General features: G+C 21.8%; 10 protein-coding genes and 1 other RNA gene. 7 read left to right on the top strand and 4 right to left on the bottom strand.

The features are described 5' to 3' along the window. The 5 genes from N3A58_04050 to N3A58_04030 all read left to right on the top strand — a co-directional run. A partial coding sequence (locus N3A58_04050) for an ATP:cob(I)alamin adenosyltransferase (GenBank protein MCX8058569.1) occupies positions 1-209 on the top strand: 209 nt, incomplete at its 5' end. Positions 210-415: 206 nt separating this feature from the next. Then, a complete protein-coding gene (locus N3A58_04045; GenBank protein ID MCX8058568.1) occupies positions 416-3,106 on the top strand; it encodes a transporter substrate-binding domain-containing protein in 2,691 nt (896 codons plus the stop codon). A gap of 139 nt (positions 3,107-3,245) precedes the next feature. Beyond that, on the top strand, positions 3,246-3,914 hold the full coding sequence (locus N3A58_04040; GenBank protein ID MCX8058567.1) for a response regulator transcription factor: 669 nt from the start codon (positions 3,246-3,248) through the stop codon (positions 3,912-3,914). Beyond that, the gene (locus N3A58_04035; protein MCX8058566.1) at positions 3,915-5,549 is read left to right on the top strand and encodes an ATP-binding protein; all 1,635 of its coding nucleotides are present in this window, start codon (positions 3,915-3,917) and stop codon (positions 5,547-5,549) included. Between the two features lie 122 nt (positions 5,550-5,671). Then, the gene (locus tag N3A58_04030; GenBank protein MCX8058565.1) at positions 5,672-5,998 is read left to right on the top strand and encodes a hypothetical protein; all 327 of its coding nucleotides are present in this window, start codon (positions 5,672-5,674) and stop codon (positions 5,996-5,998) included. 12 nt (positions 5,999-6,010) lie between these two features. Here N3A58_04030 and N3A58_04025 read toward each other — a convergent pair whose 3' ends face one another. The 3 genes from N3A58_04025 to N3A58_04015 are packed head-to-tail and all read right to left on the bottom strand — an operon-like array spanning position 6,011 to position 7,823. After that, positions 6,011-6,934 carry a prohibitin family protein gene (locus N3A58_04025; protein MCX8058564.1) on the bottom strand — a complete coding sequence of 308 codons (924 nt, stop codon included), beginning with the start codon at positions 6,932-6,934 and terminating at the stop codon, positions 6,011-6,013. Positions 6,935-6,954: 20 nt separating this feature from the next. Further along, a complete protein-coding gene (locus tag N3A58_04020) occupies positions 6,955-7,467 on the bottom strand; it encodes a DUF4416 family protein (GenBank protein MCX8058563.1) in 513 nt (170 codons plus the stop codon). A 5-nt stretch (positions 7,468-7,472) separates the two neighbouring features. Further along, a complete protein-coding gene (locus N3A58_04015) occupies positions 7,473-7,823 on the bottom strand; it encodes a transcriptional regulator (protein ID MCX8058562.1) in 351 nt (116 codons plus the stop codon). A gap of 222 nt (positions 7,824-8,045) precedes the next feature. On the opposite strand from N3A58_04015, the gene ssrS reads away from it, so the two are divergent. Beyond that, positions 8,046-8,235: non-coding RNA, 6S RNA (gene ssrS / locus N3A58_04010), on the top strand. A 126-nt stretch (positions 8,236-8,361) separates the two neighbouring features. Next, the gene (locus N3A58_04005) at positions 8,362-10,023 is read left to right on the top strand and encodes a nucleoside kinase (GenBank protein MCX8058561.1); all 1,662 of its coding nucleotides are present in this window, start codon (positions 8,362-8,364) and stop codon (positions 10,021-10,023) included. A gap of 98 nt (positions 10,024-10,121) precedes the next feature. Here the strand turns inward: N3A58_04005 and N3A58_04000 are convergent, their stop codons facing one another. Further along, positions 10,122-13,313 (bottom strand): FAD-dependent oxidoreductase, encoded by a 3,192-nt coding sequence (locus N3A58_04000; protein ID MCX8058560.1) that lies wholly within the window; start codon positions 13,311-13,313, stop codon positions 10,122-10,124. Positions 13,314-13,325 lie beyond the last annotated feature (12 nt).

Below are 13,325 nucleotides of genomic sequence, written 5' to 3'. Positions count from 1 at the left end.
TTGTAATACCAGGTAGTACTGTTGGATCTGCAAAGCTTGATATTTGTAGAACTATTGCTAGAAGAGCAGAAAGATTAATTGTTAAACTAAGTAAAGAAGAAAAAGTAGACTCAAATATTATATCTTATGTAAATAGACTTTCTGATCTATTATATATTCTTGCAAGGTATGAAGAATTTAAAAATGGAAAATTAAAATATAAAACATAACATTTGTTTGAAAAATTGTTTGTAAAATTAGAAAAATTAATTTAAGATTAAATATATAATTAAATATTAGATTTAATTTTACATTTTATATTTAGATTTTTGTCCGAATATTTTTTAATATTTTATTCGATAATTAACAAAACTTAACCTAATTATTTTAAAATTATTTGGTTAAGTCTATTAATTAAATTTTAAATAAGTATTGTATGAATAGAGTAAAATATTTATTAATTCTTTTCTTTCCATTTTTTATTATAATATTAATATTATTATTTACTTTGTTAAATATTAATAGAAAAAATTTTAATAAGGAATTTTTACATTCATATAATAAAGAACTGTTTTATAGTTTATCATTAAATAAGAGTGAAAAAGAGTATATTAGAAATAAAAAAAAGATAAAATTTGTAACTCAAAAAAATTATGCTCCTTTTGAGTTTATAGATTCAAATAACAATGTAAAAGGGATGATGGTTGATCTTTTAACATGGATTTCAACTTATTATGGCTTTGAAATTGAATTTTTTTCGACCAATTTTAAAGAAGCTCAAGAACTTGTCTTAAATAATAATTATGATGGAATAACTTCCTTATTTTATTCTGAAGATAGGGAGAGAAAATTTAATTTTACGGAAAATGTGTTTCATGTGCCAGCTTATATTTTTGTTTCAAAGAATAGGTATGACATTAATAATTTAAATGATCTTTTTTATAAAAAGATAGCGATGCAAAGAGGAGATTTTGCAGAAGAATTTTTAAGAAAAAATAATATTATTTGTGAAATTATCTATGTAAATGATTTTTATGAAGCAGTTGATATTCTAGTTGAAGAAAAAGTTGATGCAGTTATTGGCGATGAACAGGTTGTTTGGACTCATATTTATAATAAAAATTTTAAAGATAGAGTAAAGGTTATTGGGGAACCTCTCTATGTGGGGTCGAACTGTTTTGGAATAAATAGAGAAGAAAAAGTTCTTCTATCAATAATAAATAAAGGTATAAAAAGGGCAAAAAGATTGGGAATACTTAAAACTTTAGAAAAAAAATGGATAGGTTATTCTTTTATTGAAGAAAAAGAAAAAGAAAATTTTAAAAGTTTTTTAATTATTTTTATTTTTTTTGTTTTAATAATTTTTATTTTTATAATAATTTTTATAAAATCTAAAGAGCAAATAAATATATATAAAGAAACTAATGTTCAAAGGTTAAGAAAAATTATAGATTCTATTCCATTTATTATATATCTTATAAACGAAAATTTTATAGTAGAGGAAGTAAATAAAAAATTTATAAATTTTTTTAATATTGATTTTAATAAATTAAAAAAAACATATCATGAAATAAAGAATAAAGATATAAATTCAATTTTTCAATATATAAAGGATAAGAAATTTTATAAATTAAATAAAACATTTTTTGAAAACTACAATTTTTCAAAAAAATATTTAAACATTTTAGAGCATTTAAATAAAGATAATTTTATAATTTTTTATGAGTTTGCATATGATGATGAAGATGTTTTTAAAAGTAAAATAATTAAAGAAAGAGAATGTGAAATAATAGATTCTCAAAAAACAAGAAGATTATTCCATATTACCAAAATACCAATAGAAGTAAATTATAAAGGTTATATTAAAAGAAATGTTCTTGCAATTATTAAGGATATAACAGAAGAAAGAAGAACTGAAAATGAGATATTAAGATATCAAAAAATTGAATCTGTTGGATTACTTGCAGGTAAAATAGCTCATGATTTTAATAATCTTCTTACTGGTATTTGTGGTAATTTAAGTCTTGCAAGGTTATATTTAAAAGAGGAAACTATTGATGAAGTTAAAGAATTAATAGAAAATACATTGAATGTTACAAACCATGCAAAATCAATAACTTCTCAATTGCTTGCTTTCGCAAAAAGTGGGCAACCAGTTAAAGAAATTTTTGATCCAATAAATGTTATAAACTCTGTTATAGATTTTACAATTAAAGGTTCTCCTGTTAGTTATGAAATTTATTTTGAAAATAGCCTTATAAATAAAGAAAATATAATTAATAATGAATCAATCAATAAAAATGGGGAAAAGCTTAAGAAATATTTTATTTATGCTGATAAAAATCAATTTTTTCAAGCATTAAATAATATTGTTATAAATGCAATTCAAGCTAATGAAAATAAAGGCAAAATTAAAATAAATATTAACTATTCTAATTTAGGTAGTTTCAATAATGAAAAGATAAAAGAAAATTTCTATATTATAATTTCAGTTGAAGATGAAGGTCCTGGAATAAAAGAAGAATTTGCTGATAGAATATTTGATCCATTTTTTACAACAAAAAATTTTGGAAGTGGGCTTGGCTTATCATCTGTAAAAACAATATGTAAAAACCATGATGCCTACATTTATTTTAAAAATAAAGAAGGAAGTAATGGTGCAATATTTTATCTTTTGTTTCCATCAACAAAAGAATTGATAATTTCAGAAGAGAGAAATGATAATGAAAATATTTATGAAAAATTAAACTTCAAAAATTTAAATATTGCTATTATGGATGATGATGAAGTTGTATTAAATACAGTTAAAAAATTATTTGGATATTTTAAAATTAATATTCTAATATCGAAGAATGATTCTGAACTTTTTAATATATTAAATAGGAATAAGATAGATATATGTATTCTTGATTTAATTTTACCAGATTCTCTTGGTGGAGCAGAAATAATTAATATTCTTAAACTGAGATATCCTCAGATATTTTTTGTTGTTTCAAGTGGTTATTCTTCTAATCCGGTTCTATCAAATTATAAAGAGTATGGTTTTGATTATTTATTGCTTAAACCTTTTAATTTTGAAGATATTAAAGAGTTATTGATTAAATATTTGGAAAATAAAAATATTTAAAAAATTTATAAAAAATTCATAAATTTTTCAATTCTATAGATTATTTATTTGATTGAAAATTAATTTAATTTAATAAAAAAATATTTATTATTTATATATTATAATATTTTATATTATTATTATTTAATTTTTATTAATTATGAAAGTATTGATTGTTGAGGATGAGGAAAAGTTTCTTAATATTCTGAAGCTTTATTTTGAAAAAGAATCATTTCAAGTATTAGAGTCGAATAATTTAAAAAAAGCTTTAGAAATTATTTCAAACAAATCAAATAATATTGATATAATTATTCTTGATAGATTACTTCCAGATGGGGAAGGAGATGATTTATTAAGATATTTAAGAAAAAACAGTATGAATATTCCAGTTTTGATGCTTACTGCAAGAGGAACGGAACAGGATAGAATTGAGGGATTGCTCCTGGGGTCTGATGACTATGTTGTAAAACCAGTATCTCCTTATGAAATAGTTTTAAGAGTTAAGAATATACTTAAAAGAGTAGGAAAAGATTTATTAGATGAAAATGTAATAATTTATAAAGATTTAAAAATTGATAAAAAAAGGTTTTTAGTTTTTATAGAAAATGAGAAAATTGAGCTAACCAAAGTTGAATTTGAGATATTATATAAATTAATTAAGAATAAGGGGATTGTTTTTACAAGAGATCAGATAATAAATTCTATTTTTAATGATGGTTCATATATATCAGAAAGAACAGTTGATGCTCACATAAAAAATATTAGAAAAAAAATTAAGAGAGATTATATTAAAACAGTGTTTGGTCTTGGATATAAAGTAGAAGAATAAATGAAAAATATAAAAATTCCGATATTTTTTAAATTGTTTTTTGCTATTAATTTATTCTTATTGGTATTTATAATTTTATCATATAATTTATTTATTTTTTTAATAGAGAAAGAATTTGGTCTTTTTCTTTTAAATAATATAAATGAACAAAAGCAAAAGTTTATCCAAAGTATTGAATCTGTAATTGTTGAAATTGATAATCAGATTAAAGCTTATTTCTTAAAAAATGATTTTATGCTTTCTATTACTAAAGATAATGATTTAATTAAAGAGAAAGTTCTAAAAATTAATAAAATAATAAATGAATCTTACTTTGTAGTAAGCTTAAATATTTTCCTTAATAGAAGATTATTATATTTTTATGCTAAGTCGGATACAATTAAACTACCTTTTCCTTGGCCTCCAGAGTTTATTGATGAAATGAGAAAAAATGATTTTAGAAATGAAAATGATTTTATTAAAAGAGCTAGAAAAGCTATAAAAGATAGGTTTTTTTCGGAATATTTTAACCCTTTAAAACAACCTACTCCACCAAAATTAAAAAAAGGATTTATTTTAGAAAACTTTACTTTAAGGTTTAATAATAGATTTTATATTATAAACTATATTATTTATAATGAAGATGGTAAAAAATTTTTATCTAGATTAAAAACATATTTTGTATATATTTATATTATTTTAGTTATTTTATCTGTTCCTCTAATTTACTTAATTACTAAAAATTTTTCAAACTCTATAAGAAAAATTGCAAAGCAGACAATTAAATTAGCAGGAGGAGATTATGATGTTAATTTAAATGAAAAGAGAAACGATGAACTTGGGCTTTTAATAGAAGAATTCAACAAATTAGCTTGCAAATTAAAAAATGAAGAAGAATATTTAAAAAGTATGATTAAAAGTATAACTCATGATATTACTACTCCCATAAATATAATAAAATCTTATATTTATGGAATATATGATGGAGTTATTAAGCTTGATATTAAAACTTTAAATGAGATAGATTCTGAAATAGAGAGAATAACAGAGTTAATTAATGAAATAAATAAATATTCAAGGAATATATCTTATTCAAACGAAATTGTAGAAAATATTAATATAACATCTGAAATTGAAATATGTATAAAAAAAGTGCAGAAATATTTTGAAAATAATAGTATTTTTATTGAATATGATTTAGGGAAAGATTTGTATTATAAAATTTCAAAAAACCATTTAAGATCCCTTATTGAAAATTTATTAAAGAATTCTATTATTCATAATAATAAACTGGAAAAAATTGTTAAAATTTTTCTATTGGAGTACCAAAATAAAGATAAATTTAATCAAATAAAACAAAATTTAGAATTGAGTCAATTAAATAAATTTATTTATAGCAATGGAATAAATTATGAAGAAGATAAAATTAAATATGTTATAATAGTTAATGATAATGGAAACAGTTTTGATGAAGAAAAATTAAAAAATATTTTTCTTAATAATATTAAAAGAATAGAGAGGGATGAAAAGGATTTTGACAAAATACACGGATATGGTCTTGAAATAGTAAAAAAAATTTGTAAAGTTTATAATATAGTAATTGAAATAAATTATAAAAAAAATATAGGAACAACATTTATATTGTATTTAAAATAATTATAACAAAAATGTTTTCTAAGTTTTACCAATTAAATGTTTTAATAATAAAGCTTAAATAAATATTTTGTTTAATAAATTTTTATATTAAGTTTTATTAATTATTTAAAAGTGTATTGATTATGATTTTAAATAATATAGAAGTAAAAATAATTTTAAGATGGTATGATGAAAATACTAAAAACAGGTTTGGGGATAATATTTTTTATATAGGTGAAGAAAATTCTATTTTCCAGAAGTTAGATAAAATAAAAAACAATAAAGGAGAATCTGAAATTTATTTTTCTTATAGTGAACTAAATATATTAAAAAATTGGTCAAATTCGAATTTTGGTTTATATGAAGAAAAAAATTTAATAAAAAAAATAGATAAAGAATTAGAAAAATCTAAAAAAGACTTACTAAATTTTATAAAGGGATCTATAAAAAAAACTGATAATGAAAACTAATACTTTAAGTACCTATTCTGTTAAAAATTGACTTAAATTTAATATTGCTTTTTCGTTAGTAATAATAATTTTTATATCATCAGCAATTTTTTGGACATATGAATAAGTTATGTAATTAGGATATCTTCTTAGCATTTCACCTATAAGTGCAATTGCTTCTGAATCTGCTTTAGCTTTAATGAGTACTGATTCTCTATATGCTTCAGATTCGATAATAATTCTCTGTTTTTCTCTTTCTGCTTTTTCAACCTGTTGTTGAGCTATTTGTTTTTCTTCAATAGCTTTTTGGTACATTTCTGAGAATTTAACATTTCTTATTTTAAAATCATCAAGTATAATATATTTATCTGCAAGTTCTTTTTTTAATGTCTCAAAAATCTCATTTTGGATCCCAATTCTTCCTATGTATTGTTTCGTTAATTCATTCAAAGGTTTACCGAGTGTCTTTGCAATATCTTCAGGATTTGATGAATATAGTTCTATTGATGAATATTTAGAGATAATGTTTCTTATTGAGCTTCTTAAAATTGGTCTTAGAATATTTTCTACAAAAGTTTTTTCATTAAAACTTTTATGAAAATCTATTAATTTCTCTGGGTCATATCTATATAAAACAGAAATATCTAACCAAGCTGGTTGTCCATCTGAGGTTAGAACTTCTAAAGCATCATCCTTTGACTTATCAACTTCATCCTTTATTGCTACCATGGTGTAAGATTGTACTTTTAAATTATATTTTTGATAGACTTCCATAAAAGGAACAAGAAAATGAAAACCTGGTTTTGTAATTTTTCTAATAGTCCCAATAATTCTGTTTTCAACAACTACAGCTTCTCCATATTTAATAATAACGAAAGGATTAGCAACAAACATAATAAATATAAAAATAAACAAAATAATAATAATAGTAAGAATTATATTGTTCTTTAATGACATATTTTCCTCCTTAAAAAGTTTTAGTTTTTTAATTTTAATTGGTTTTTTAATATATTTCTTATATTTTCAAAATGAATAAAATTTTTTTCATCTTTATAGTCAGGATATGTCCATGGTAAAATGTTGAACTTTTTGTTTCTATAAATTAAAGTTACTTCTGCATAAATTTTTTGATTTAATGGTATTCTATGTGAAAAATTTTTAGTTGTTGCTAAGCATAAGTTTGCGAGAGAAATAAATCCAGGATCTATATTGACATTTCTTTTTTTGTTTTTTGAAAATTTTTTTTCTATTTTATTTGTAATAAGTTTAATTTTACCAAGAGAAAAACCGTATATAAGTTTTTCAAAAGATACATAAAACCTATAAATTTGATTCCCCATTTCATTATTATAATAATCTGTATAGTTAAAAATGTAAGGTTCACTTATATAATCAATCTTTCCAAATTTTTTCTGTAATATTTTAATTAGTTTATCTTTTAAGATTAAATTATTTATTAAAATTCCACAAAATAGTTTTACTTTTAACATAAAATTTAGAATAGAGCACTTAAATTATTTTTATATAGTTCACCACATGCTTTATAGGCAGACATGTTGGTTCCAAGTAAAATAATATCATTTTCCTTAGCAAGGTTAATAAGCTCAATTGAAGGTTTTTTACCTCTTACAAGCAAAATAGCTTTTAAATCAAGTACTTCAGCAGTTCTAATTAACTGGGTATTAACAAGCCCTGAAATTAGAAGAGCCATATCTCCATACTCATTCATATTTAATAATACATCACTCATTAAATCAGAACAAAACCCATAATGAACTTCAAACTCAAAATTAGGACAATTGTATATAGTTGCTTGAGTAATATGTATTACTTCTTTTATTTTCATTTTTTATTTCTTATTTTATATCTTTTTATTTATTTTTTAATTACACTTACATAATATTTAGTTTATAAATTTAGTCAAATGAAATTTATTTAAAGATTTTTTTTATATTTAGTTTTTTGTTATTTAAATTTATTTTTATTAATAATTTTAATTTAATAGTTATTCATTATTAGATTAAATTTGATTCAATATTGATTTTTAAAATTTATATATTAAAATTTAATTAGCCTGGGATATACGAGTTGGGGATAAAAAAAAGGAATCTACACATACATAGTAGGGGAATCCTACATTATCCAGTTTAAGAGAGACTTGGGGAATCCCCTTGTTTCCTGATAACTGGATTGCGGATACCCACTTTAAAAAAAGGGTTCTAACCCTTATTCCCATATATCGGTATCCTGGGTTTTAATCTTTTAAATCATTATTTTATTAATATTCAATATATTTTAATAGTACATTAATTAATAGCTATTGTTTAAATATTTTTGAATTTTTATTTATAATATTTTTTTATTTAAAAAATTGAGAGGAAAATATGATTAATAATTTAAATATCACCTACAATGGTAAAACATTAATTGTACCGTACGGTTCAAAAATAGTAGATATTGTGGATGAATTTGGATTAGATATATTGAATGATAATATAATGGGAGCTATTTTAAATAATAGAGTTGTTTCTCTTGATTATCATTTAAAAACATCAGGGGAAATTAAGTTTATTTATCCTAATGAGGATTTTGGTTTTAGGATATATGTAAATTCACTTACTTTTTTATTATTTTATGTATGGAAAAGTATATTTAAAAAAAATAATTTAATAATATCACATTCTCTTTCAGATGGTTTATATTTTTATAAAGAAGATGGAGAAGAGATAAATGAAAACGATATAGAAAGAATTAATTTTATGTTCGATAGTATTGTAAGTGAAAAATTAAAAATAGAGATAGTTTCTTTTGATAAAGAAGAAGCAAAAAAAATTTTTCAAAATGAATATGATAAATATAATTTATTGAAATACTCATCTTCTACATCAATTCTTTTAGCAAAATTGAAAGATTTTAGTGATTTTATAATTACTCCAATTGTTATTAATACTGGATTGCTTAAATATTATAAAATATCTAAATATAAGGATGGAATTATTTTAAGATATCCAAAACAAAAAAATTTCCCAGAATTTGTTAAGTTTGAAGATCAAAAAAAATTATTTTTTGTATATAAAGATCAAGAAGATTGGGGGAAAATATTAAAGTTTGATAATGTAGGTAATTTAAATAAACAGATTTCTGACAATAGATTACTTGATATTATATTAATTTCAGAAGCTTTGCAAGAGAATAAAATATCTGATATTGTAAAAAAAATTTTAGAAGATAGAGAAAAAAGACTTATATTAATAGCAGGACCTTCATCTTCTGGAAAAACTACTTTTTCAATTAAATTAATGACATATTTAAAATCGATGGGTATAAATTCTTATCAAATATCTCTTGACAATTATTTTGTTGATAGGGAAAAAACCCCTAGAGATGAAACAGGTGATTATAATTATGAAGTTATTGAGGCTTTGGATATAGAAGTTTTTAATGATAATTTAAATAGTATATTTGAAGGAAAAGAAACTGTCTTACCAATATATGATTTTAAAAAAGGTAAAAGAGCTTCTGAAGGTTTATATTATAAGCCAGAAAAAGATGTTGTTGTAATAGTTGAGGGAATACATGGACTTAATCCAAAATTAACATATAATATAGATCCAAAATATCAATTTAGAATATATATTTCCCCTTTGACTCAACTAAATTTAACAAATTCTATAAGAATTCCTACAACAATTAGTAGGCTTTATAGAAGACTTGTTAGAGATTTTAGATATAGAGGGATTTCTGCTATTGAGACTCTAAAAAGATGGAATTCTGTTAGAAAGGGGGAAGATAATTATATTTTCCCATATCAAAATAATGCAAATGTTTATTTTAACTCAAGTTTATCCTATGAATTATCTGTACTAAAAACTTTTGCAGAACCACTTCTAAAATCTATTGATCAGGATGATGATTATTATCCTATGGCTCAAATGTTACTTGATTATTTAATTCATTTTATTCCTATACCACCAGATCTTGTTCCAAATACTTCAATTCTTAGAGAATTTATCGGTGGATCTTTATATTTACAAAATATTCACTGATATTAATAAAAATATAAAAAATTATATTATTTTATTTTTAGTTATTCCAATGTTTTTTTGTTTTAAAATTGTTATATAATAAATTTGATAAAAATAAATTATATAAAAAAGGGAAGCAAGATGATATCTATATTTTCTAAGTTTTTTATGAAATTATTCTTTGTAATATTTTGGTAAATTAAATTTTCTAATGTTTTTTGTGAAATTACTATATTTTTATTATTTAATAAATTAATGTTGTTTAAATTTATTTTGTTTATTTCAATAATATCGAGAATATCTATAAAGTAAAAAATATTTTTAATTTTATTGCTGTTGTTTGTTATTAAATTGTTTATTGATTTCTTTGAAATTTCATATTTGGATTTATAGTCGGGAAAGGAAGAAATAATATTTATTTCATTAAATAGTTTAAAGTACTTTAATATTTTTTTTAATTCACTTATTTTATAATCATCAATATTAAAAATTGAAATTAGATCATCTTTTATCTTAATATTAAATAATTTATCAATATGTTCTATTAATGTATATCTAAAAAATTTTTTGTAACTATTTTTTTTATCTAAGTAGAAAATATTTTCATATGGTGCAGATAAAAACAATGCTGTAGAAACTCCATAATTTTTTATTTTTGAAAATAAAGTTATTTTTTTATTTTTATAAATTTGCAAATCAATAAAATTATTTTTTATTTTATGCTTTCTAAGGTAATTTAATTTATTATCTTGGTCAAAAAATGGTATAAATAATAAATTATTATTTTCAAAAGAAATCCTAATTTTGGGGAATAGCTTTTCTATTTTGCTTAATGAAATATATTTTGTAAAAAGGAAAATTGTTTTTTCTATATCTTTTTTGTCTTCTATTGAAGATATAAAATCATCAAAATTTAATAGAGTAGCATTAATATTTTTAATTTTATATTTTTTGTTAAAGTTAATCTTTAATAATTTATAAAACTTATTAAGTAAAATTATGTCAGTTTTACCTGTTTTACAAATGATATCATCAGATTTTATTCTTATCATTTCATCTTGGATATATTTTATTCTTAAATTACATTTTTTAGAGCAATAATAGCATTCAACATTTTTCTCATATTCTCTATAAAATGTTCCTACTGAAGTATTATTTAGTTTATCTGTTAAAGCGCCAACAGGACAAAGATTAATACAATTGCCACATTTTATACATTGAGTTTCAGAAAAAGGGATATCAAATGCAGTTTGTACTTTTGTCTCAAAACCTCTTCTGAAAAATCCTAAAATATTTTGTCCTAAGATATTTGAACACACTTCTATACATTTACCACAATTTATACATTTATTTTTGTCAAATAATAAGAAATATGATGATGAGTCAATATTCTCATTTTTATATTTCCCAAGGTAATTTTTAATATTTACATTATATTCTTCCCCATATTTTTTTAGTTTACATTCATTAATATCATTACAACCACATTGTAAACATCTTTCAATTTCAATATTTAAATCATTTAAATTAATTCCTTTATTAAATTCAATAAAGTTTAATTTTCTTTCTTCAGCTTTTATTTTTTGAGGTTTAGTTTTTTCAATAGTTGGAAAATTTTTATAATAATTTTTAAAATATTCATTTTTTTCTTTTTCACTTTTGAAAAAAACATCCTTGGAAATATAAAAGTTTAATAAATTTTGATTAGGTGTTAAAGTTGTATTAACGAAATTATAGTTTTCATTATTATTGTTCTTATTTAATCCATATAGATACTTATTTATATTTATTGCAGCTTTTTTACCATCAGCTAAAGCTTTAACAACGGTATCAGGACCATTAATTACATCTCCTCCAGCAAATATTCCACGAATTGATGTTTCAAAAGTATCTGAATTTACTTTTATTGTTCCATCTAAATTTAAACTTAAAAAATTAATATATTTTGTTTCTATTTTTTGTGAGATAGCTTCAATTACAAGATCACATTCGATAATATAATTTGAATTTTCAATTGGGATAGGAGATCTTCTTCCTGATGAGTCAGGGTCTCCTAATTTCATTTTAATTAATTCAACTTTTTCGACTTTTTTATTACCAATAAATTTAATTGGAGCAGATAACTCTAAAATTTTTATACCTTCTTCAATTGCTTCTTCAATTTCTTCTTTATTTGCAGGCATTTCGTTTATGGTTCTTCTGTAAATAATAGTAACATTTTCTGCTCCTAATCTTAAAATAGTTCTTGCAGAATCAAAAGCTGTATTTCCTCCTCCAATAATTACTACATTTTTATAATTATAATTGTTATTATTTTTAAAGTTGTTTGTTGCAATTTCTCTAAGGAAATCTACTGCAATTCTTATATTATCAAGTTGTTCTCCTTCAATTCCCATAAAATTTCCAGATTGTGCACCTATTCCAATAAAGATAGCATCATAACCGTTTTCTTTTAATGTATCAATTGTAATATCTTTGCCAAACTCCGTATTAAAAAAGAAGTTTATTCCCATTTTATAAAATTGTGAAATCTCTCTATCTAATAATTCTTTAGGAAGTCTATATTCTGGTATTCCATATCTTAACATTCCTCCAGGGAGGGGCATTTTCTCAAAAATATCAATTTTGTGGCCCTGCTGTCTTAAATAATATGCAGCTGATAAACCAGCAGGTCCAGAACCAATTATAGCAACTTTAAAACCACTTTCTTTATTTATTTCTGGGATGTATGGATTATCTGAGAAGATATCATTATCTGCTATTATCCTTTTTATATTGTTAATTCCTACTGATGAATCTATATAGTTTCTTCTACAATTTTTTTCACAAAAAGAAGGGCAAACTCTTCCTATAGTTGCTGGTAAGGGGATTGAATCTTTAATTACTTTTATTGCCTCTCTAAATAATCCTAATTTAGCAAGTAAAATATATGTTTGTATATCAACATTAGCAGGACATTCAATTTTACATGGACCGAAGCAATCAGCAAAATGATTAGAAGATAGTAATTCAAGGTTTGTTTTCCTTGTATTAAAAATTTCATCAGAATTAGTAATTATTTCCATCCCTTCTACAGCATATGTAGAACAAGCTGGCTGAAATCCTTTCATATTTTTAACTTTTATAATACATGTAAAACATGAAGAAAATGGATTAAGGTGTTTATCATAACAAAAATTTGGTACATTAATATTATTTCTGATTAATAGATTTAGTATTGTTTCATTTTCAAAAGCTTCATAATCATTGTTGTTAATTTTTATTTTTATTATTTTTTTTTCTTTTTTCTCTTTTAGTGAAATTTCTTCCATATTATTTTCCAA

Source organism: Spirochaetota bacterium (assembly GCA_026415295.1).
Lineage (GTDB): Bacteria > Spirochaetota > JAAYUW01 > JAAYUW01 > JAOAHJ01 > JAOAHJ01.
Note: the sequence above shows the minus strand (reverse complement) of the source record. Positions and strands in the feature narration are given on the sequence as shown.